Origin of the sequence: Aureimonas sp. AU4 (assembly GCF_001463765.1) — a bacterium.
GTDB lineage: Bacteria > Pseudomonadota > Alphaproteobacteria > Rhizobiales > Rhizobiaceae > Aureimonas.
Genome location: NZ_BBWK01000007.1, coordinates 18,664 through 39,712, shown reverse-complemented (window position 1 = coordinate 39,712; position 21,049 = coordinate 18,664). Strand labels below are relative to the sequence as shown.

The window sequence follows — 21,049 nt, the reverse complement described above, 5'->3', positions numbered from 1 at the left end:
CCCCGGCGGCGGGCGCCGCCGCCGGCATGGCGGGCGCGCGCGCCAGCCGCTTCGGCTCGGGCCTCGGCGGCTCGCTGATGCGCGGCCTTCTGATCGGCGGCCTGTTCGGCCTGTTGATGGGCGCGGGCTTCGGCGGCTTCGCCGGCTTCCTCGGCCTTCTCGTCCAGGGCCTCCTGATCGCGCTGGTCGTGATGCTCGCGGTACGCTTCTTTCGCCGCCGCAAGGAGGGCGAGCAGCCCGCCATGGCCGGCATGAACCCGATGCGCCGCGAGGCCGAGGACGTGCGCGGCGCCCAGCCGATGCGCGGCATGGGCGGTGGCGGCGGTGGCGCGGTGGTGGGGCGTCCGGGCACCGACGCGATCGGCGTGAAGCCGGCCGACCTCGATGTGTTCGAGCAGCGTCTCGTCGCGCTTCAGGCCGCGTTCAGCCGCGAGGACCACGCCGCGCTCGACCGGATCGCGACGCCCGAGGTCGCGAGCTACCTTGCCGAGGAGATGGCGCAGAACGAGGCGCGCGGCGTTCGCACCGAGGCGAGCGACGTAACGCTCCTGCAGGGCGACGTCGCCGAGAGCTGGCGCGAGGGCAACCGCGAGTACGCGACGGTCGCCATGCGCTACGGCATGCGCGAGACGACGCGCGACCGCCGCACGGGCGCGATCGTCGACGGCGTCGAGAACCGACCGGTGGAATCCACCGAGATCTGGACCTTCGTGCGCGAGCGCGGCGACAGCTGGAGGCTCTCGGCGATCCAGTCCTGAGGACGCTAGCCGCGCCTAGCATTTCTTAAAAAGGGCCGCGGCAGTCTGTCTGCCGCGGCCCTTTTTCCATGTCAGGGAATGCCCGCCGCCCGCGCCGCGATGACGAGCAGGACGCCGACCGTCACGGTCGAGAGCAGCGACAGGCGGAGCGACAGGAACAGGCAGAGAAACAGGATCAGCCGCTCGCCGATGCCGCCCTCCACGACCGCCGGCACGACGAGCGCGATGAGCACGGCCGGCGGCACGGCGTTGAGCGCGGCGTCGAGCCGGGGCGGAACACGGCCCATCGAGCGCAGGATGAGGTAGCCGCCGACCCGCGTCGCGTAGGTCAGCGCGGCCGACACGAGGATCAGGGTCCAGATCGGATAGGTCGTCACGCCGCGCCCTCCCCGTCCGGCCGCCGGATCGCGGCGGCCAGCATGCCCGCGACGCCGGCCAGGGTGATGTGCCAGGGCGAGCCGAGCGTGACATAGGCGAGAAGCGCTGTGGCCGCGCCGACGAACAGCGTGAGCGCGAACTGCGCGCGCTTCCGGAACGCCATGGTCTGCGCCAGGAAGTAGACCGGCAGCGCGAAGTCGAGGCCCCAGCGGTGCGGGTCCTCGATCAGGCTGCCGGCCAGCGCGCCGATCAGCGTCGCGCCCGCCCAGCCGACGTAGAGGAGGATCGCGAAGCAGAAGTAGTAGCTGCGCGACAGCCGCCCCTCGGCCGCCCGCGCCTCGCCGGCGGCAAAGGCGGGATCGACGAGAAGAAAGAAGGCCAGCGCCCGCTCCAGCGGCGAAAAGGCGCCGAGATGGCGACCGATCGAGGCCGAGTAGAGAAGATGGCGGGCGTTCACCGCGAGAACGGCAAGGAGGATCGCCCAGAGCGGCGAGCCGAGCCCGATCATCTGGACGGCGAGGAACTGGCTCGCCCCCGCATAGGTCGCGAGCGAGAAGCCGAGCGTCTGCCCGAGCGAAAGGCCGCCGTCGACGGCGATCGCGCCGTAGACGAAGCCGAAGGGCACGAGGGCGACGAGAAGCGGCAGGCAGTGGCGCGCCGCGAGCGTGGCGTCGGAACGGTTCATGGCATGCAGTCTGGCTTGGGCGGCGACGCGTCCCGTCAGGGCGTCGTCACCTGCGCCTCGGGCTCGCGCTCGGCATTGACGACATTGTCGTCGAAGTCCTGCAGGATCGCCGACCAGCGGTCCATCGAGGCCTCGAAGTTGTCGGCCGTGATGCCGCCCGTCAGTTCGACATCCATCTCGATCACCGGCTTGCCGTCGTCGCGCAGGTACACCCGGCCGAAGCGGTTGGCCCGGTTCCACGCGTTGATCGCGTCTGCCGGCACGTCGGCGCGGTCGAAATAGGCGGACAGGCCGATCGAGCCGCAGTTCGCGCCGTCAGCGTCGCAGTCGTAGAAGAAGGCGCTGAAGCCGTTGCCGTTGATCCGGCCACGGATCATCGGGTTGCCGTCCTGCCCCTTGTCGGGCCGCGCCGAGCCGTAGCCGCGCATCAGTTCCATGACCACCGCCGGATCGGTGCCGTCGACGAGGGCGGGCGCGGCGGCAAGGGCGGGCGCCGTCGCCAGGATCGCGGCGAGCGGCAGCCAGCGGCACATCGAGAAGGCCATGCCAGAACTCCCGTCGCGGCAGGTGAAGGTCGGGGGTTCTCTTACACAGGCGCGCTGCGCGTGGAAACGGACTTCAGGCCGCAACCTGCGCACGGAACGCGGCCGAAAGGAGCTGCGACAGCGCCTGACGCTCCTCCTCGCTGCGCGCCATCAGTTCGGAATAGTCGCCCGCCATCACCATGCGGATGTGCCGGCAGTCGGGCCGGAAGCGCGATCCCGGGCAGGAGCACTGCAGAACGGGCGCCGCGCGCGAGGAGGCGCGCAGCGCCATGTCGTAGGGCGTGCCCTTGGAGCCGCGCATCAGGAAGCGCAGCGTTCCCTCCGAGGCCGAGGCGCGCACCGTGCGCGCCCGCATGGCGCGGGCCGCGATGCCCCCGCTCGCCCGGGCCGGCCGCGCTGCGACGGGCCGCACGAGCCCCATCTCCTCGGCTAGGTCCTCGACGGTGTTGAGGCCCGCCTCGCGCGCGCCCTCCAGCGCGATCGCCGCGCAGGCGAAGGCATCCTCGCCGGCATGGTGATGGGTGAAGCCGATCTTGAAGTGGCGGGCGAGCGCGGACAGCTTGCGGCTCGCCATCTCGGGCCAGAGCCGGCGAGACATGGACACCGTGCAGAAGGAGCGCATCGGCGGAATGGCGAGACCGTAGTGCCCGAGCGTCGCGCCGAGAACGCGCATGTCGAACGAGGCGTTGTGGGCCACCAGCAGCGCGCCGGACAGCTCGGGCGCGATCTCGCGCCAGATCTCGGGAAATTCCGGCGCGTCCACCACGTCCTGCGAACGGATGCCGTGGATGCGGATGTTGCCGGGATCGAAGGCGAGCTCGGGCGGGCGCACCAGCGTATAGAGGCGGCGCGTGATCTCCGCCCCTTCCACGAAGGCGAGGCCGAGGGCGCAGGGGCTGGCGGGATCGCTGTTCGCGGTTTCGAAGTCGATGGCGACGACGGTCATCAGGGTCCTTTCGGCAAGGCCGGAGAGAATCACTCCGCTCCGGCCATGTCCAGCCATTCCGCTTCCGTCACGACCCGCACGCCGTGGCGTTTCGCCTCGTCGAGCTTCGATCCCGCGCCCGGCCCAGCCACTACGAGGTCGGTCTTCTTGCTGACCGATCCCGAAACCTTGGCGCCCAGCGCCTCGGCGCGGCTCTTCGCCTCGGAGCGCGTCATGCGCTCCAGCGTGCCAGTGAAGACCACGGTCTTGCCCCGGAAGGGCGAGTCGGACGGCGGCGGGGCGGCGCGCGCGTTGGTGGTCGTCACACCCTCGCCGATCAGTGCCTCGACGGCCGCGCGGTTGTGCGCCTCGCCGAAGAAGTGGAGAAGCGAGAGCGTCGCGACGGTCCCGATATCGGTGTCGCGCGTGAGGTCGAGGAACAGGGCGCCCGGCGCCCCCTCCCTCGCGCGGGCCAGCGCCTCGCGCAGCGGCGCGTCGCCCTCGCCGTAGCGACCGCGCAGGATCACGCGCTGGTTGGAACGCAACGCCAGATCCGCGTCTCGATAGGGATCCCATTCGGGGTCGGCGAGACGCTCCGGCGCGACCGCCATCAGGCGCTCGAACGTGCCGCCACCGATCGACTGAAGGGCGCTGAGCTCGGCCCAGTCCTCGCCGGGCTGCTCCCTTTCCGCCTGTTCCATGCCCCGCATCAGCGCCGGCATGTCGTCGAAGTGTCGGGCGAGCGCCTTGGACGAGCTCTCCCCGATTTCGGGAATGCCGAGCGCGAAGATGAAGCGCTCCAGCGCCACCTCGCGCCGCGCCGCGATGCCGGCCAGGATGTTCTCCGCCGACTTCGTGTAGTCGTAGGTCTTGGGCTTGCCGCGCGTCTTCGGCTCGCCGCCGGCCGCACGAACCGCCGCGTCCTCGGCCGCCTCGCGCTCCTGGCGCTGCTGGAGGGCGCGCGCGGCCAGAAGCTCGCGCAGGGGTTCCAGCTGAAGGCGGAAGATGTCGGCGGGCTGATGCACGAGGCCGGCGTCGAACAGCGCCTCGATCAACGTCTCGCCCAGCCCGTCGATGTCGAAGGCGTTGCGCGAGACGAAGTGCTTCAGCCCCTCCTTCGCCTGCGCGGGGCAGGTCAGGCCGGCCGTGCAGCGGCGCACCGAGTCGAGCCGACCGGTGCGCGGGTTGATCTCGCGCTCGGCGCGGGAGCCGCAGATCGGGCAATGGTCGGGATAGCGGAACGGCTCCGCGCCCGCCGGACGCTTGTCGATCTCGACGTCCAGCACCTGCGGGATCACGTCGCCCGCGCGCTGGATCACCACCGTGTCGCCGACGCGGATGTCGCGCCCGCCCCGGATCGGCCCGCCGTCGGCGTCGCGGCCGGCGATGTAGTCCTCGTTGTGGAGCGTGGCGTTGGAAACCACGACGCCGCCCACCGTCACCGGGCGCAGCTTGGCGAGCGGGGCGAGCTTGCCGGTACGCCCGACGTTGATGACGATCTCCTCGACCACCGTGGAGGCGCGCTCGGCCGAGAACTTGTGTGCGATCGCCCAGCGCGGCGCGCGCGACACGAAGCCGAGCTCGCGCTGCTGGTCGAGGTCGTCGACCTTGTAGACGACGCCGTCGATGTCGTAGCCGAGCGAGGCGCGGCGCGCCTCGATCATCCGGTAGTGCTCGAGCAGTCCCTCGACGCCCGTCAGACGCTGCATGAGCGGCTCGCCTCCCCCCTCCGGCGGCTGGAGGTTGGTCGCGAACCCCATGCGGCCGAGCGCCTCGACCACCTCGGTCTGGGTCGTGCCGGGCACCTCGCTCGCCTCGCCCCAGGCATAGGCGAAGAAGCGCAAGGGGCGCGAGCGGGTGACCTCCGGGTCCTTCTGGCGCAGCGACCCGGCGGCGGCGTTGCGTGGGTTGGCGAACTGGCGGACCTTCGCGCCGGCGGCAGCGGGCGCGGCCTCCTCGCCCTCTCCGTCCTCGCCTTCGGTCGCGCCGAGCGCGCCGGCCGTCGCCAGGCGCCGGTTCAGCGCGGCGAAGTCGTCGTGGCGCATGTAGACCTCGCCGCGCACCTCGAAGACCGCCGGACGGAAACCCGAGAGGCGATGCGGAATATCGGGAATTGTGAGCGCGTTGCGCGTCACGTCCTCGCCCACCGCGCCGTCGCCGCGCGTTGCGGCCGAGACGAGATGCCCGTCCTCGTAGCGCAGCGACAGGGAGAGGCCGTCGATCTTGGGCTCGGCGGTGATCGCCAGCGTATCGTCCGGCCCGAGGCCCAGGAAGCGCCGCACTCGGCGCGCGAAGTCGGCGACGTCCTCGTCGGAAAAGGCGTTGTCGAGCGACAGCATCGGCAGCGCATGGGTGATCTTTGCAAAGCGCGAGGACGGGGCCGAGCCGACGCGCGCCGAGGGCGAGTCGGTCCGGACGAGCTGCGGAAAGCGCCGCTCGATCTCGGCGTTGCGCCGCCGCAGGGCGTCGTAGTCCGCGTCCGAGATCGTCGGCGCGTCCCTCTCGTGGTAGCGCCGGTCGTGCTCGGCGATTTCGCGCGCGAGGCGCTCCAGCTCGCCGGCGGCCTCGGTCTCGGTCAAGGCGTCGACGGCGGAAGCATCGGGCATGGCGTTCGTCTCGGGTGAGGTCGGCGAAGGGGCTCGGGTTCAGGCGGCGCCGATGAGGCGCGCGGCGGCGGCGCGGGCCTCGTCGGTGATGCTCTCGCCCGCGAGCATGCGGGCGATCTCCTCGCGGCGGGCGGAAATGTCGATGGTCGCGACGCGGGTCGCCACGCGCTCCTCGCCCGGCTGCACTTCCGCCTTGGAGATCAGGAGATGGGTCGTCGCGCGGGCGGCGACCTGGGGCGCGTGCGTGACGGAGAGAACCTGGACACGCCCCGCAAGCCGCGCGAGCCGGCGCCCGATCGCGTCCGCCACGGCGCCGCCGACGCCCGTGTCGATCTCGTCGAAGACGAGCGTCGGCGCCGAGCCCTTGTCGGCGAGCGCCACCTTCAGCGCCAGCAGGAAGCGCGACAGCTCGCCGCCCGACGCGACCTTCATCATCGGTCCGGCCCGCGTGCCGGGATTGGTGCGCACGAAGAACTCGGCGGTGTCGATGCCGGCCGCCGTGCGCGTCTCGGGATCGCTCGTCATCTCGACGATGAAGGCGGCGCGCTCGAGCTTCATGTCGGGCAGCTCGGCCATCACGGCAGCCGCCAGCTGACCCGAGGCGGCATGGCGCTTGGCCGAGAGCGACAAGGCCAGGGCGTCGAAGGCGTCGCGCGCGGCGGTGACCTCGGCCGTCAGCTTGGCCAGGCGCTCCTCGCCGGCATCGAGATCGGCGAGGTCGGCGGTCATGCGCACGGCGAGCGCCGGCAGGTCGGTGACGGGAACGGCGTATTTCCGGCTCGCGGCGCGCAGGGCGAAGAGGCGCTCCTCGCAGGTCTCCAGCGCGCGCGGGTCGAACTCCAGCGCGCGCAGCGCCTTCTCCAGCCCGGTCTGCGCCTCCGACAGGGCGTCGAGCGCGCTGTCGAGGCGAGCGAGCGGCTCGTCGAGAAGCCCCGGCAGCTCGTCGCGCTTGCGGTCGAGCCGGCGCAGGAGGCTGGCCAGACCCGGGATCGGCGAGGCCGGGCCGCTCAGTTCCTCGTTGGCGTCGTTGACGTCGCTCGCGATCTTCTCGGAGCGCATCATGCGCTGCCGGCTCTCGGCCAGCTCCTCCTCCTCGCCCTCCTGCGGGCTGAGCGCGGTCAGCTCCTCGGCGCTGGCGCGCAGGTAGTCGGCCTCGCGCGCGGCGGCCTCGACGCGGGCGCGCAGCTTGGCAAGGTCGCCCTCGAGGCGCCGCCAGGCCATGAAGCTTTCCGCGACCGCCAGCGCCTCGCCCGACAGGCCCGCATAGGCGTCGAGAAGCTGGCGATGAGCCTGCGGATCGACCAGCGCCCGGTCGTCGTGCTGGCCGTGGATCTCCACGAGGTTGGTGCCGATCTCGCGCATGAGAGCGACCGAGGCCGGACGGTCGTTGACGAAGACGCGCGTGCGCCCGTCGGCGCTCTGCACGCGGCGCAGGATCAGGTCGCCGTCGTCCTCGAAGCCGTTCAGGGTCAGGAGCTTTCGGGCGGCGTGCTCGGCCGGCAGGTCGAAGACCGCCGTCACCTCGCCCTGCCGCGCGCCATGGCGCACCAGCCCGCCGTCGCCGCGCCCGCCCAGCGCCAGCGAAAGCGCGTCGAGCAGGATGGACTTGCCGGCTCCCGTCTCGCCGGTCAGCACCGACAACCCCTCGTTCAGGGTGAGGTCGAGCCGGTCGATAAGGACGATGTCGCGGATCGAAAGGTGAACAAGCATGCCGGAACAGCGCTAGACCGGGTGGAACGAAACATCAACGGCGAAGCGCAGAGATAGGCCGCGGATCGGGTCGCCGAAAGGGCGCCGGACATGCAAAGGGCCGGCGCGAGGGCCGGCCCTTCGAAAAAGAACGCGCGTGTCGCTCAGGCGCCGCGCGGCGGGCGCGACTCGAGAGCGCTGGGCGCGGTGTCGGCGGTGGTCACCGGGTCGCTCGCGCCCGTCAGGCGGCGCGCGGCGTTGGAGAACCAGGATCCGGCCCCGCCGCCGCGACCGGCACTGGGCTGCAGCCCCTGCGTTTGGAGAAGGGCGTAGGAGTCCTTGTACCAGGGCGAGTCGGGGAAGTTCTGCCCGAGCACGGAGGCCGCGGCCTGGGCCTCCTGCGTGAGGCCCATCGCGTAGTAGGCCTCGGTCAGGCGCGCCAGCGCCTCTTCCACGTGGCGCGTCTTCGGAAAGACGTCGACCACGCTCTTGAAGCGGTTGATCGCGGCGATGTACTCGCGGCGCTCCAGATAGTAGCGCCCGACCTGCATCTCCTTGCCGGCCAGCTGGTCGGAGCCGACGCGGATCTTGGTGCGCGCGTCCTCGGCGTATTCCGAGTTCGGGTAGCGATCCACGACCTCCTGCATGGCCTGGACGGCCTTGGCGGTGTCGGTCTGGTCGCGCGTGATGTCGGGCATCTGCCGGAAGTAGGACAGGCCGATGATGTACTGCGCGTAGGCCGCGTCCTCGGAGCCGGGGTAGAGCGCGAGGTAGCGCTTGGCCGACCCTTCCGCCTCGTCGTAGTCGCCCGAGCGATAGGAGGCGAAGGCGCGCATGATCAGCGCCTTGCGGGCGAATTCCGAATAGGGGTGCTGCTTGTCGATGGCCTCGAACTTCTTGGCCGCCTCGCCCAGCCGTCCGCCCTCGAGATTGGCGAGACCCTGGTTGTAGAGGACGTCAGCCGGCTCGGTCTGGGAGGCCAGCGCCAGCGCGTCGATGTCGGTGTCCTTGCTCGACATGCAGCCGGCGAGCGGCAGCGTCGACACGGCGGCCAGAAGAGCCAGCGCGGCGGCCGGACGGCGCGCCCTCAGTGGCGAGTGTGCCATCGGATGTGTTCCCCTCAAGGCTTCCCCCGGAAAGCGGACGGCGATTCCGGTCCCGGCAGCCGTTAACGCTTCCCTACACCGCTTCAAGACCGTTCAACCAGCCTTTTTTAAGGCGCGGGGGACGGCGCTTCCGGCTTCGCCGCCGTCAGAGGATCTGCGGGCCGAAGGCCGGCGCGGCGGCACCCAGCGAGGGCACCGCGGCGGCGCGGGCGCTGGAGCGACGCAGGGTCTCGGGCCAGCGCGCGGGCAGCTCGACCAGTTCGAAGGCAGACGGGTCGGCCGTCAGCGCCGCGAGCGCCATGGCGTTGAGCCGGTGACCGCCGCGATAGGAGCGGTAGCAGCCGAGGATCCGCGATCCGGCCAGGGCCTGGTCGCCCACAGCGTCCAGCGTCTTGTGGCGCACGAACTCGTCGGTGAAGCGCAGGCCAGCCGGATTGATCACGCGCTCGTCGTCGCCGATCACCACGGAGTTGTCGAGAGAGGAGCCGAGCGCGTGGCCCGACGCCCAGAGCTTCTCGACGTCCTTCATGAAGCCAAAGGTGCGCGCTTCCGCCAGCTCGTCCCGGAACAGGGTGGCCGACAGATCCGCCGCGAAGCACTGGCGGCCGATGGCGCGGCTGGCGAAGTCGATCTCGACCTCGAAGCGCGTTCCCTCGTAGGGGCGATACTCGGCGTATCCGCCGTTGAGCTCGACGCGGACCGTCTTGCGGACGCGCAGGAAGCGGCGGCGCGCGCGCTGCATCACGAGTCCCGCGCCCTCGATGCCGCGAACGAACTCGGCCGAGCCGCCGCCGAGAATGGGAACCTCGTTGCCGTCGATCTGGACGATGACGTTGTCGACGTCGGTCGCGTAGAGCGCGGCCATGATGTGCTCGATCGTGGCGACGTGCGCCCCTTTACGATCGCCGACGATCGTGGAAAGGTCGGTCGACAAGACATTGGCCGAGACGGCCGCGATCTCGTGGATGAGGCCGGAGGCCTCGAAGACGTGGAAGACGATGCCGGTGTCGGGCTCGGCCGGATGCAGCGTCATCTCCACGGGGGCGCCGCCGTGGACGCCGACACCCCTGAAGATGACCGGTGCTCCGATCGTGTGCTGCTGGTTGACCACGCGGCGCGTTCCTTCACTCTACTCGGCCGGTGTCTCGAGACTCACGAGGGTCTTCCAGAGTTCCAGCATTCCCGTCCGATCCCCTCCCCGCTCGACTTCGAACGGAACGCGAGGCGATCGTTTCTTCGAATGCAAAACTATGGCGGGCCCCGATTGTGTCCAAATCACGCTTTCTTACCCAGTGTTACCGCAGGAGCACTTAACGAAAGCTTTAATCCAATGATTACAGGGTCTTGAACGAAAACGGCCCGCTCCGTGAGGAGCGGGCCGCTGTTGCAATGCGACTATCTTGTGAAGGCTGGAGAGCTTCGCTCCAGCCTGGCCGGCGCGATCAGTTGGACTGGCGGCGCAGGAAGGCGGGAATCTCCAGCTGGTCCTCCTCGCCGGCCGCACGCGGCGGACGGGCGGCGGAGTCGGCGGCCTGTCGGCGCGGAGCATAGGGGTTGTGCTCGGGCTGGCGGGCGGCCGGACGGGCGGCCGGGCGAACCGGATCAGCCAGGATGCCCTCGTCCTCCTCGCGCCGGGACAGGCCCGTCGTGAGGCGGCGTAGGAGACCCATCGGGCCGCCCTCGCTGGCCGCGACCTCGCCGCCGCCGGAGCGGCGCTCGATCTCGGCCTGGACCACCGGCGGGAAGTCCTCGACGCGCGGCATGCGGGCCTGGGCAGGCTGCGGCGCGGGCTGGCGAGGCGCCGGGGCGCGCGGGGTGACCTGCGCGATCTCGGCCTCGAGGGCGGCGGTGAAGTCGTCCTCGATGTCGCCCATGGCGGCGGCGGGAGCCGGCTCGTAGGCGGGGGCCGACGGCTGGACCGGAGCCTGCTGCGCGGCCGGCTGGGGCGCTGCGGCGCGCAGAGCCGGCGCGGGGGCGGCGACGGGCGCGGGCTGGGGCGCCTGCGCGGCCACGGGGGCTGCCGCCGTGTTGCGGTTGTAGACCTCCATGGCCGACTTATCGATGCCGGTGGCGACAACCGACACGCGGATCACGCCTTCCAGGCTCTCGTCGAACGTGGCGCCCAGGATGATGTTGGCGTCCTGGTCGACCTCCTCGCGGATGCGCGTCGCCGCCTCGTCCACCTCGAAGAGGGTAAGGTCGCGGCCGCCCGTGATCGAGATCAGGAGGCCCTTGGCGCCCTTCATCGAGGTCTCGTCGAGGAGCGGGTTGGCGATCGCGGCCTCGGCGGCGGCCATCGCGCGGCCCTCGCCGGACGCCTCGCCCGTGCCCATCATCGCCTTGCCCATCTCGCGCATCACGGAGCGTACGTCCGCGAAGTCGAGGTTGATGAGGCCTTCCTTAACCATGAGGTCGGTGATGCAGGCGACGCCCGAGTAGAGCACCTGGTCGGCCATGCCGAAGGCGTCGGCGAAGGTCGTCTTGTCGTTCGCGATCCGGAACAGGTTCTGGTTCGGGATGACGATCAGCGTGTCGACGTTCTTCTGCAGCTCCTCGATGCCCTGCTCGGCGATGCGCAGGCGCCGCTGGCCCTCGAAGTGGAAGGGCTTGGTGACGACGCCGACCGTCAGGATGCCCTTCTCGCGGGCGGCGCGCGCCACGACGGGCGCTGCGCCCGTGCCCGTGCCGCCGCCCATGCCGGCGGTGACGAAGCACATGTGCGAGCCGAGCAGGTGGTCGCAGATCTCGTCGAGCGACTCCTCGGCGGCCGCGCGGCCGACCTCGGGCTGCGAGCCGGCGCCCAGGCCCTCGGTGACGGCCACGCCCATCTGGATGATGCGCTCGGCGCGCGAGGAGCGGAGCGCCTGCGCATCGGTGTTGGCGATCACGAACTCGACGCCCTCGAGCCCGGCGTTGATCATGTTGTTGACGGCGTTGCAGCCGCCGCCGCCCACGCCGAACACCGTGATGCGGGGCTTGAGCTCGGTGATGTCGGGCCTCTGCAAGGTGATGCTCATCTCTGGTGTTTCCTCGAAAAGCTGTCGGCCGTCTCGCCGCGCCGGCCTTGGGTCTTAAGGTTCACGCGTGCGCGGCGCGCAGCGTCGGGTGGGCGGCGGGCGAACCCGCCGCGATGGGGTCAGAAACTTCGCCGCAGCCAGGAGCCGAAGCGTCCGACGCGCGTGCGCCGGTCGAAGGCGAAGTCCAGTCGGGACTGGTCGGGAACGTGCTCGACGGCCGCCACCTGGGGATAGATCAGGAGGCCGACGGCGGTGGCGAAGGCAGGGCTCTTGTTGCTGGCCGAAAGGCCCGCGACGCCGAGCGGCCGGCCGAGCCGGACGTTGCGGTGCAGGATGAGCCGCGCCGCCTCGTTGAGGCCCGAGAGCTGGCTCGCGCCGCCGGTCAGGACGACGCGCTTGCCGATGACGTGCCCGAGATTGGAGGCGTTGAGCCGGTCCCGGATGAGTTCCAGCGTCTCCTCGACGCGTGGACGGATGATACGCGCCACAAGGTTGCGCGAAACGTTGATCGGCTGCTCGCCGCTGTCGTCGCCGAGCGGGGCGACGGCCACCGTCTCGTTGTCGGCTCCCATGCCCGGCAGGGCATTGCCGTGCATGACCTTCAGCCGTTCGGCCTGCTCGGGCCGGATCGAGAGGCCGCGCGCCAGATCCATCGTGATGTGATGGCCGCCGAGCGCCACGGCGTCGGCATAGGCGAAGTGGCCGTTCTGGAAGATCGAGATCGTGGTCGCGCCCGCGCCCATGTCGATGCAGGCCGAGCCCATCAGCGCCTCGTCGTCGACCAAGGTCGACAGGCCGCTGGCGTAGGGCGTCGCGACGAAGGCCTCGACCACCAGATGCGCCCGGTTGATCGCGGTCTCGAGGTTGCGCAGAGGCGTTTCCTCGGCGGAAAGGATGTGCAGCTCCGCGCCGAGTTCCGAGCCCGTCATGCCGACCGGGTTCTCGAGGCCCGTCTCGCCGTCGAGGCTGAGGTCGAAGGGTACGCGGTGGAGCGCGAGGCGCCCCTCCCGCATCGGCGTGCGGCCGGCGGCCGCCAGTGCCTCGGCGAGATCCTCGGCCGTCACCTCGCCGCTCTCGATGGCGAGACGCGACGAGCCGCGCAGGCTCTTGAGGCGACCGGCCGTCACCGACACGATCAGGGACTCGATGGTGAGGCCCGCCATGCGCTCGGCCGCGTCGACGCAGTGCCGGATCGAGGCCTCGGCGGCTTCGAGATCCACCACGACGCCGCTCTTGACGCCGCGCGAGCGCTGGTGGCCGATGCCGACCACCTCGACCACGTGCGTGCGGCCCGGCAGGACCTCGCTCTCGGGGCGCGGCTTCAGCTTTGCGATCAGGCACGTGACCTTGGACGAGCCGATGTCGAGCACCGAGATCGTGCGCACGCGCCGATCCGACGGCTTCTTCAGCCGCGGCAGCTCATCGCCCTTGCGGGAGAAGATCGTCATGCCGGCTTCTCCTTTCTCGACTGCTTCACCAGCTTGTCCCGCTCCTTGAGCGCCTTGTCGCGCCGTTCCTTGGCGGCGGGCGTCAGCTTCACCACGATCCGGTCCTCGAGCCGGAGGTCCACCGCCGCGATGTCGCGCGACAGAAGCTGCTCCTCGCGGTCGAGCCGCATGAGCCGGGCGGCGGCCTCGATGGGCTCCAGTTCCGGCAGGCGAACCACGACGCCGTTGTCGAGACGCAGGTCCCAGCGGCGGTCGCCCACCCTCACATACGACCTGATCCTTGTGCCAAGCTCCGGTACCAGAGCCATCTTGTCCAAGATGTCGGTCGCCTCGCGCGCGGCGCCCGGCCCCACCACGAAGGGCAGCTCGGTGAAGCGCGTGGTGGCGTAGGGCACGATCTCGCGCCCGTCGCGGTCCACGATCCAGAGATCCTTTTCGCGCTGCCAGAGGGCGAAGGGCTTGCGCTCGTTGAGCCGCACCCGGACGGTTCCCGGATACTGCTTCTCGACGGTGGCGCTCTCCACCCAGGGCATCGCTTCGATGGCCTTGCGCGCGGTGTCGACGTCGAGCGAGGGCAGCGAGTGCGAGCCCGACGCCCAGAGCGTCTGGAGGATGTCGATCTCGCTCGTCTCTGCATAGCCCTGCACGTCGATCGTCTCGATCGACAGGCCGAGCGGATCGGCGATCGCGTCGATCACCGCGATGGAATGGCCGCCGAGCAGCATGCCGTAGAGGCCCGTCGCACCGATCACGCCGACCGCGATCGCGCCGAAGCGCGGCAGGTTCTCGGGCCGGGCATGGCGGATCCGGCCCACGATGCGGCGGCCGAAGCGGTGGATCTGCAGCACGAACGGGCTGACGCGGCTCCAGTCGGGCATGGGCAGCGAGGCGCGAGAGGTCAGCGACGGCATGAGGCGTCCCTCACCATCCAGGACAGGAGTTCACCGAAGGAATGGCCGCTGGCGCGCGCGATATCGGGCACGAGCGAGGTCGGGGTCATGCCGGGCTGGGTGTTGATCTCCAGCCAGACGAGCTCGCCGCGCTCCCCGCCCCGGTCGTCGAAGCGGAAGTCCGAGCGCGTCACGCCCCGGCAGCCGATGGCCTTGTGGGCGGCGAGCGAGGCTTCCTGCACGCGCTTGGCGACGGAGCCCGGAATCTCGGCCGGGATGACGTGGCGCGAGCCGCCCGGCAGGTACTTGGAATCGTAGTCGTAGAAGGCGTGGCCTTCCGTCGTGATCTCGCAGACCGGCAGCGCGACGTCGCCCATCACCGCGCAGGTCAGCTCGCGGCCCGGCACGAAGCGCTCGATCATGACCTCCTCGCCGAAGCTCCAGTCGCTGGCATGGAGCTGCTGTGGCGGGTGCGCCTGGTCCTCGCGCACGATCAGGACGCCGAAGGACGAGCCTTCCGCGATGGGCTTCACGACGTAAGGGGTGGGAATGACGTGGGCGCGCGCGGCCTCGCGGCGCAGAACGACGCGCGTGTCGAGCACGGGAACGCCAGCGGCCTTGGCGACCAGCTTCGCCTTGACCTTGTTCATGGCGAGCGCCGAGGCGAGCACGCCCGAATGCGTGTAGGGGATCTCGAGGAACTCCAGCACGCCCTGGATGGTACCGTCCTCGCCGAAGGGCCCGTGCAGCGCGTTGAAGGCGACGTCCGGCCGCAGATCGGCCAGCACGCTCGCGATGTCGCGACCGACGTCGACGCGGGTGACCCGGAAGCCCTCGGCCTCCAGTGCGTCCGCGCAGGCGTTGCCCGAGGACAGGCTCACCGGCCTTTCCGAGGACAACCCGCCCAGCAGCACTGCGACATGCACACTCATCGAACCTGCGGTCCCGCTCCTGTTCAGCGAAGACCATTCATGCGGGTCCGATGGTTAAGCAGTGGTTAACCGTGTCGCGGGCCGGCAAGAAAATCGTAACGGCGTTGCGGAACCGGGCGTTAACCAGCCCGGCTCAGTCCGCCCAGCGCGGATCGGCGGTGAAGGCGATCGTCAGCCAGCGGTCGTCCGGCCGACCGCCGACCGCCGCGCCGATCTCGGTGCGGATCGCATCGTAGTCGCGGATCGACCGGGCGGCGTGATCGGGCGGCAGGATGAAGTGCATCTCGATCATCTCGGACCGACCGCTCTTGGCGACATAGGTGCGCGCGTCTAGAAAGCCGTGGCGCGCGACGATCTCGCGGGCGACCTCGGCGGCCCGCCGATCGAGCTCGGGCGGAGCGACGAGGGCGATGTCCTTGAGCGCCGAGACGACGGTGCGCAGCGGCACCGGGATCAGCACCAAGGTCAGGACGGCGAGAACGGCGGGGTCGACATAGGGCGTCCAGGGCTCCAGCGGACCGCCCTGCAGGAGGGCGGCGATCGCGAAGGCCGCCAGGAGCGCCGCCGTGATCAGGCCGGACATGGCCCACCCCTTCACGTCGAGCGCCAGAAAATCAGAGTTGATCTCGCGGTTGCGCCGCCGCCCGTAGAGGAACATCGCCGCGCAGATGGCGACCACGATCGAGGCATAGCCGATCGCCCAGTCGAACACGAGCTCGCGACCGCCCGACAGGAGCGCCTCGACCGCGTTCACGAAGGCATAGACCGAGAGGAGCGCGAGCAGACCGCCGTTGAAGGCCAGCACCATCGGCTCGATGTGCCAGAAGCCCATCTGGAAGCGGCGGCTCGGGCGGCCCGCGATCAACCGCGCGACGAGAAGGGCGAGCGCGGTCATCGAGGCATCGACCATCGAGAACATGCCGTCGAAGGCGATCGAGAGAGAACCCGACAGGATGCCGAAGACGACACCGAAGGCGCCGACCAGGATCGTCGCGGCGATGGAGCGGCGCAGGACGCGCTGCTCGGCGGCGCTGCGCTCGTCCGTGTTCACGGCTGGAAGCCCCGGACCTCCTGCCCGGCTGCGAAGCGACCGATGCGGCGGATCTCCCATTCGAGGAGGATGCCGCTCGTCTCGAAGACGCGGCGGCGCACCTCCTCGCCGAGCGCTTCCAGATCGTGGCCGGTGGCCGCGCCCCGGTTGATCATGAAGTTGCAGTGCATGGCCGACATCTCGGCGTCGCCGATCGAGAAGCCCCGGCAGCCGGCCCGATCCACCTCGCGCCAGGCCGACGTTCCCTGCGGGTTCTTGAAGGTCGAGCCGCCGGTCTTCTCGCGCACGGGCTGCGTCGTCTCGCGGTGGTGCTCGACGTCGGCCATCGCCTGCCGGATCGCGTCGCGATCGGTCTGCGGGCCCTCGAACAGCGCCGAGACGAAGATCAGGTCCTCGGGCGCCTCGGCATGGCGGTAGGTGAAGCCCATGTCGGCATGGGTGAGCGCGCGCAGCGCGCCCGAGCGGTCGAGGGCGCGGGCCTCGACCAGCCGGTCCGAGGTCTCGACGCCGTTCGCGCCGCCGTTCATGCGGATGGCGCCGCCGACCGAGCCCGGAATGCCGTGCAGGAAATGGAAGCCGCCGAGCCCCGCCTCCAGCGCGACCGCCGCCAGCCGCTTGTCGGACGCCGCGGCACCCGCCCGGATCCGCCCCTCACCCAGCGCCGACACCTCGCCGAAGCCCTTCGTCGCCAGCCGCACGACGACGCCCTCGACGCCGCCGTCGCGCACCAGAAGGTTCGACCCGATGCCGACCACCGTCAGCGGCACGCCGGGGGGCAGAAGTTCCAGGAAACGGGCGAGGTCCTCCTCGTCGGCGGGCTGGAACAGGAGATCGGCCGGCCCGCCCGTGCGAAACCACGTGACCTTGGCGAGATCCGCGTTCGGCGTCAGCTTGCCGCGCAGCGCCCGCGCCGGGTCGCCGAGATGGGCGAGAAGGTCGGCCTCCATGTCAGCTCAGCGGGCCCAGCGCATCGAGCTCGCGCGGCAAGGCGTAGGCCCACTGCGTGATCGACCCGGCGCCAAGGCAAACGACCATGTCGCCGGACTTCGCGAGACGATGCACCAGCGGGGCCAGCTCGTCGGGCCCATTGATCAGGCGCGCGTCGCGATGGCCGCCGAGCTTCAGGCGCTCCACGAGCATCTCGGAGTTCACGAACTCGATCGGCTCCTCGCCGGCGGCGTAGACCGGGGCGAGGATCACCGTGTCGGCATCGTTGAAGCAGGCCGCGAAGTCGGAGAAGAGCGACTGGAGGCGCGTGTAGCGGTGGGGCTGGACGACGGCGATGACGCGTCCGCCGGCGGCCGAGCGCGCGGCCGAGAGCACCGCGCGGATCTCGACCGGATGGTGGCCGTAGTCGTCGTAGACGTCGACGCCGAGCGCTTGTCCCGTATGGGTGAAGCGGCGCTTCACGCCACTGAACGAGCCGAGGCCGCGCCGGATTCCGTCCTCGGAGATGCCGATGCGGTGCGCCACCGCGATCGCGGCGGTGGCGTTCGAGACGTTGTGGCGCCCCGGCATGGGAAGCGACAGGCCGTTGATCTTGGTGGTCTCGCCCGACACGCGGTCGCGGATCGTCACGTCGAAGGAGGATCGCGCGCCCTCGGCCCGGACGTTCGAGAAGCGGGCGTCGGCCTGCAGGTTCTCGCCATAGGTGATGATGCGCCGGTCCTCGATCTCGGAGACCAGCGTCTGCACCTCGGGGTGGTCGAGGCACATCACGGCGAAGCCGTAGAAGGGCACGTTCTCGACGAAGGCGCGGAAGGCGGCGCGCACCTTCTCGAACGTGCCGTAATGGTCGAGGTGCTCGGGATCGATATTGGTGACCACCGCGACGTCGGCCGGCAGCTTCAGGAAGGTGCCGTCGCTCTCGTCGGCCTCCACCACCATCCAGTCGCCCGCGCCCATGCGCGCGTTGGTGCCGTAGGCGTTGATGATGCCGCCGTTGACCACGGTCGGGTCGAAGCCGCCCGCATCGAGGAGCGCGGCCACCATCGAGGTCGTCGTGGTCTTGCCGTGCGTGCCGCCGATGGCGATCGCCTGGCGGAAGCGCATCAGCTCGGCCAGCATCTCGGCGCGGCGCACGATCGGCAGCAGGCGCTCGCGCGCGGCGGCAAGCTCCGGGTTCGAGCGCTTGATCGCGGTCGAGACCACCACGACCTCGGCCCGGCCGAGGTTCTCGGCGGCATGGCCGACATGCACCGTCACGCCCTTGTCGCGCAGGCGCTGGACGTTGGCGTTCTCGGAGGCATCCGAGCCCTGCACGGTGTAGCCAAGGTTCACCAGAACCTCGGCGATGCCGCTCATGCCGATGCCGCCGATGCCGATGAAATGCACCGGGCCGATATTGGGCGGCATCTTCATGAGAACTGATCCTTCAAGCGGTTTTGCGGTTCGGCATAGCTTCCACGAGGTCGGCAAGCAACCGCGCCGCATCGGGCAACCCCTGCGCCCGCGCCGCCGCCGCCATCGCGGCGGCCTTGGCCGGATCGTCGGCGACCTCGCGGATGAGCGCGGCGAGCCGCTCGCCGGTGAACTCGGCCTGGCGCACCACCGTCGTCGCGCCCGACGCCTCCAGCCGCGCCGCGTTCGCGGCCTGGTCATGGTCCAGCGCATAAGGGTAGGGCACGAGCACGGACGGGCGGCCGACGACCGCGAGCTCCGAGACGGTCGAGGCGCCCGATCGGCTCACCACGAGGTGGGCCTTGGCCAGGCGGTCCGCCATGTCGCGGAAGAAGGGAGCGACCTCGGCCGGAATGCCCTCGCGGTCGTAGAACTCCGAGACCCCAGCCTCGTCCTCGGCGCGCGCCTGCTGGGTCACGCGCAGCCGCGCGCGCAGTTCGGGCGGCAGAAGCCGCACGGCCTCGGGCAGGACGGTGGCGAAGACGCTCGCCCCCTGGCTGCCGCCGAACACCACGAGGTTGAAGGGCTCGCCCGCCCCGCTCGGGGCATAAGGAGTCCTCGCGGCCTCCAGCACGGCCGGTCGCACGGGGTTGCCGGTCAGCGTCGTCTTGGCGGCGTGCGCGGCGTCGGCCCCGTTCTGGGCGATCCCGGCGGCAATGGCGCGAACGCGGCTCGCGAGGAACCGGTTCGCCCGGCCCATCACCGCGTTCTGCTCGTGGATCAGCGTCGCCTGTCCCGTTTGCACGGCGCCCATCATCGGGGGAATGGTCGGATAGCCGCCGAAGCCGACCACCGCCGCGGGCTTCAGCCGCTTCATCAGGGCGATGGACTGGCGGTATCCGCGCCAGAGCTTCAGCCCCGAACGCAGAACCGCAAGCGGGTTACGCGAGCCGAAGGTCGCGGACGGCACGATATGGACCGCCTCGGCGGGAAAGCTCGCGGCGTAGCGGTCGGCCCGCTCGTCGGTCACGAGATGCACCTCGCGGCCGCGCGACTTCAGCTCGTGCGCCAGCGCCTCGGCGGGAAAGAGATGACCGCCGGTGCCGCCGGCGCAGAGAAGGATGGGGGCGGTCATGACAAGGAAACCTGCATCGTGTGGTCGATTCCAAGATTGCTGCCTTAATCGACACGGCAGCAAACCAAAAGCGTCGCGGCTTCGCCGGAGAACATCCGAAAACTGTGCCGAAAGCGACACCGGGCGCCGTCGGTAAACGGCATGATCGGCTCCATAAGGTCACGAACGGGAGAACGCGCATGTCCAGAGTTGGAACCGAAACCTCGACAGCGTCCGCGATGCGCGCCTCGTTCAATTCAACTCAAGGTACGGGCCACGCTCAGGCAACGGCGCCTGCCGTCGGCAACGCTGCCAACGCGCCGGGCACGTCCCGGTCTTTCGCGCAAGGCTTCCAGTCGTTCCGCAACACGATCTCAAATGCCTTCTCCTCCTTCAAGACGACGGTTGGAGAGGGGGTGGCTTCCCTGAAGCAGGCGCATGCCGACTGGAAGGCGGAACGGGCTCATCAGCAGAACAACACGCGCCTCGATCGTGCGGACCGCATGGCCATAGAGGCAATGCCGGAACGCCACCGGCCCAAGCCGGTCGGCATCAACGTTTCGGACTGCACGAAGGCCTTCAAGCCGACGACAGACGGACAGCCGCTGACGAAGGCTCATGTCAGCTACGTGAGCGAGGGCTTTATCGCAGCCATTGCAAGGGATTCCAAGGAATCGGGCATACCGCGCGATGCCAAGCAGACCGAAATGGTCGGCAAACTGATGAGTCAGGCGTCTGCCGATACGCTTCGCACGCTGGATGCGGATGCTTTGGAAAGGATCGCGGGTGAATTCCGCCAGGAGGGCCGGACGGAGAAGGCCGATTTCGCCAAGGCTCTCGCCGACGGAGTGCGACTGGCCCGAACCCCCGAGGGGGCGCGTGCAAACTTTCTCGCGGCCGCCAGAAAAGAAATGGCGCAATCGGGTACGTCCGAAACCTTCCTGCGCGGCACGCAGGGCGGATCGGGAAGCGCCGCGGTCCGCAAGCTCCTCGACGGGAGCGGCCTGCCAGCCTACGAGCAGGGTCTAAGGACCGCTGCGGCCGGTCTGCGCGACCTGCCCGACGTAGATGTCCTGTCGCAGGAGCTTGCGGACCTTGGCATCAAGAGCTTGGCGAACGACACGATCCCGCGGGACCTGGCCGATCGTTTGATGGTCCTTGCGGGCAACATGTTCGACCACATGGCCGCTGTTCCGGTGCCGGATGATGTCCGAAACGTGTTCACGGATCTGTCGGGCGAACTTGCAAAGCACCAGGGCGCCCGAACCGACGAGATGTCTCGTGTCCTCTACAGCGACGGCTTCGTCCTCAAGGGTATCAACCCCTCGATCGTCAAAGAGCAGAACTTGCCGCTCGCCTTGAAGCTTGCGTCGCAGCTGGAGCAGGTCGTTGCCAACGGGGCGCGTGACAAGTCGAACTATCAACCCGAGACGCTTGCGGCCTTCAAGGCAGGCGCCCCGGTCGTTCATGACAAGATCCAAACCTTCCTGGTCGCAAACGGCATGCCTCAGTCCGCACGTACAACCTGGTAGGAACGAACGCGCGCCAGCCAGCAGGAGCTTGGC

At 70.0% G+C, this 21,049-nt stretch carries 18 protein-coding genes; 2 read left to right on the top strand and 16 right to left on the bottom strand.

The genetic code is table 11. The features are described 5' to 3' along the window. Window positions 1–758 (top strand): TIM44-like domain-containing protein (locus AUL35_RS03725; RefSeq protein WP_244493657.1); only part of this gene is annotated, 758 nt, incomplete at its 5' end. A gap of 71 nt (window positions 759–829) precedes the next feature. On the opposite strand, the gene AUL35_RS03720 is transcribed toward AUL35_RS03725, so the two are convergent. The 16 genes from AUL35_RS03720 to murG all read right to left on the bottom strand — a co-directional run bounded on the left by AUL35_RS03720 (window position 830) and on the right by murG (window position 19,505). Then, window positions 830–1,135 (bottom strand): AzlD family protein, encoded by a 306-nt coding sequence (locus AUL35_RS03720; RefSeq protein ID WP_082666081.1) that lies wholly within the window; start codon window positions 1,133–1,135, stop codon window positions 830–832. Continuing rightward, window positions 1,132–1,821 (bottom strand): AzlC family ABC transporter permease, encoded by a 690-nt coding sequence (locus AUL35_RS03715; protein ID WP_062012144.1) that lies wholly within the window; start codon window positions 1,819–1,821, stop codon window positions 1,132–1,134. Before AUL35_RS03715 ends, AUL35_RS03720 begins: the two co-directional genes overlap by 4 nt. A gap of 35 nt (window positions 1,822–1,856) precedes the next feature. Then, window positions 1,857–2,366, bottom strand: a complete 510-nt coding sequence (locus tag AUL35_RS03710; RefSeq protein ID WP_062012142.1) for a YbjN domain-containing protein — start codon at window positions 2,364–2,366, stop codon at window positions 1,857–1,859. Between the two features lie 73 nt (window positions 2,367–2,439). Beyond that, window positions 2,440–3,312 carry a 3'-5' exonuclease gene (locus AUL35_RS03705; protein ID WP_062012140.1) on the bottom strand — a complete coding sequence of 291 codons (873 nt, stop codon included), beginning with the start codon at window positions 3,310–3,312 and terminating at the stop codon, window positions 2,440–2,442. A 29-nt stretch (window positions 3,313–3,341) separates the two neighbouring features. Beyond that, window positions 3,342–5,897, bottom strand: coding sequence for an NAD-dependent DNA ligase LigA (gene ligA, locus AUL35_RS03700; RefSeq protein ID WP_062012138.1), 2,556 nt, complete (start codon window positions 5,895–5,897; stop codon window positions 3,342–3,344). A 39-nt stretch (window positions 5,898–5,936) separates the two neighbouring features. Continuing rightward, window positions 5,937–7,607 carry a DNA repair protein RecN gene (gene recN / locus AUL35_RS03695; RefSeq protein ID WP_062012136.1) on the bottom strand — a complete coding sequence of 557 codons (1,671 nt, stop codon included), beginning with the start codon at window positions 7,605–7,607 and terminating at the stop codon, window positions 5,937–5,939. Between the two features lie 143 nt (window positions 7,608–7,750). After that, window positions 7,751–8,692: an outer membrane protein assembly factor BamD gene (locus tag AUL35_RS03690; RefSeq protein ID WP_062012134.1), complete on the bottom strand. Its 942-nt coding sequence runs from the start codon at window positions 8,690–8,692 to the stop codon at window positions 7,751–7,753. A 145-nt stretch (window positions 8,693–8,837) separates the two neighbouring features. Then, window positions 8,838–9,803: a UDP-3-O-acyl-N-acetylglucosamine deacetylase gene (gene lpxC / locus AUL35_RS03685; RefSeq protein WP_062012132.1), complete on the bottom strand. Its 966-nt coding sequence runs from the start codon at window positions 9,801–9,803 to the stop codon at window positions 8,838–8,840. A 331-nt stretch (window positions 9,804–10,134) separates the two neighbouring features. Further along, complete coding sequence (gene ftsZ / locus AUL35_RS03680) at window positions 10,135–11,709, bottom strand: cell division protein FtsZ (protein ID WP_062012130.1); 1,575 nt, start codon at window positions 11,707–11,709, stop codon at window positions 10,135–10,137. A 119-nt stretch (window positions 11,710–11,828) separates the two neighbouring features. Next, on the bottom strand, window positions 11,829–13,157 hold the full coding sequence (ftsA, locus tag AUL35_RS03675) for a cell division protein FtsA (protein WP_062012128.1): 1,329 nt from the start codon (window positions 13,155–13,157) through the stop codon (window positions 11,829–11,831). Then, window positions 13,154–14,068 carry a cell division protein FtsQ/DivIB gene (locus AUL35_RS03670; RefSeq protein WP_062012126.1) on the bottom strand — a complete coding sequence of 305 codons (915 nt, stop codon included), beginning with the start codon at window positions 14,066–14,068 and terminating at the stop codon, window positions 13,154–13,156. The genes ftsA and AUL35_RS03670 overlap by 4 nt, the downstream gene beginning before the upstream one ends. Next, a complete protein-coding gene (locus tag AUL35_RS03665) occupies window positions 14,056–14,979 on the bottom strand; it encodes a D-alanine--D-alanine ligase (RefSeq protein WP_062012124.1) in 924 nt (307 codons plus the stop codon). Before AUL35_RS03665 ends, AUL35_RS03670 begins: the two co-directional genes overlap by 13 nt. 133 nt (window positions 14,980–15,112) lie before the next feature. After that, window positions 15,113–16,030: a cation diffusion facilitator family transporter gene (locus tag AUL35_RS03660; RefSeq protein WP_062012122.1), complete on the bottom strand. Its 918-nt coding sequence runs from the start codon at window positions 16,028–16,030 to the stop codon at window positions 15,113–15,115. Further along, complete coding sequence (gene murB / locus AUL35_RS03655; RefSeq protein WP_062012120.1) at window positions 16,027–16,977, bottom strand: UDP-N-acetylmuramate dehydrogenase; 951 nt, start codon at window positions 16,975–16,977, stop codon at window positions 16,027–16,029. Before murB ends, AUL35_RS03660 begins: the two co-directional genes overlap by 4 nt. A 1-nt stretch (window position 16,978) precedes the next feature. Next, window positions 16,979–18,391, bottom strand: a complete 1,413-nt coding sequence (gene murC / locus AUL35_RS03650) for a UDP-N-acetylmuramate--L-alanine ligase (protein WP_062012118.1) — start codon at window positions 18,389–18,391, stop codon at window positions 16,979–16,981. Between the two features lie 13 nt (window positions 18,392–18,404). Then, on the bottom strand, window positions 18,405–19,505 hold the full coding sequence (gene murG / locus AUL35_RS03645; RefSeq protein ID WP_062012117.1) for an undecaprenyldiphospho-muramoylpentapeptide beta-N-acetylglucosaminyltransferase: 1,101 nt from the start codon (window positions 19,503–19,505) through the stop codon (window positions 18,405–18,407). Window positions 19,506–19,525: 20 nt separating this feature from the next. Between murG and AUL35_RS03640 the strand changes: the two genes are divergently transcribed. Next, entirely contained in the window at window positions 19,526–21,016 is a 1,491-nt protein-coding gene (locus AUL35_RS03640; RefSeq protein WP_156417818.1) for a hypothetical protein, read from the top strand. The last annotated feature ends 33 nt before the right edge of the window (window positions 21,017–21,049 follow it).

Excerpts from the sequence above, each read along its gene's own strand:
- AUL35_RS03715 (WP_062012144.1), bottom strand. The coding sequence starts at position 1,821 with ATGAACCGTTCCGACGCCACGCTCGCGGCGCGCCACTGCCTGCCGCTT.
- AUL35_RS03710 (WP_062012142.1), bottom strand. The coding sequence starts at position 2,366 with ATGGCCTTCTCGATGTGCCGCTGGCTGCCGCTCGCCGCGATCCTGGCG.
- AUL35_RS03705 (WP_062012140.1), bottom strand. The coding sequence starts at position 3,312 with ATGACCGTCGTCGCCATCGACTTCGAAACCGCGAACAGCGATCCCGCC.
- ligA (WP_062012138.1), bottom strand. The coding sequence starts at position 5,897 with ATGCCCGATGCTTCCGCCGTCGACGCCTTGACCGAGACCGAGGCCGCC.
- recN (WP_062012136.1), bottom strand. The coding sequence starts at position 7,607 with ATGCTTGTTCACCTTTCGATCCGCGACATCGTCCTTATCGACCGGCTC.
- AUL35_RS03690 (WP_062012134.1), bottom strand. The coding sequence starts at position 8,692 with ATGGCACACTCGCCACTGAGGGCGCGCCGTCCGGCCGCCGCGCTGGCT.
- ftsZ (WP_062012130.1), bottom strand. The coding sequence starts at position 11,709 with ATGAGCATCACCTTGCAGAGGCCCGACATCACCGAGCTCAAGCCCCGC.
- ftsA (WP_062012128.1), bottom strand. The coding sequence starts at position 13,157 with ATGACGATCTTCTCCCGCAAGGGCGATGAGCTGCCGCGGCTGAAGAAG.
- AUL35_RS03670 (WP_062012126.1), bottom strand. The coding sequence starts at position 14,068 with ATGCCGTCGCTGACCTCTCGCGCCTCGCTGCCCATGCCCGACTGGAGC.
- AUL35_RS03665 (WP_062012124.1), bottom strand. The coding sequence starts at position 14,979 with ATGAGTGTGCATGTCGCAGTGCTGCTGGGCGGGTTGTCCTCGGAAAGG.
- murB (WP_062012120.1), bottom strand. The coding sequence starts at position 16,977 with ATGGAGGCCGACCTTCTCGCCCATCTCGGCGACCCGGCGCGGGCGCTG.
- murC (WP_062012118.1), bottom strand. The coding sequence starts at position 18,391 with ATGAAGATGCCGCCCAATATCGGCCCGGTGCATTTCATCGGCATCGGC.
- murG (WP_062012117.1), bottom strand. The coding sequence starts at position 19,505 with ATGACCGCCCCCATCCTTCTCTGCGCCGGCGGCACCGGCGGTCATCTC.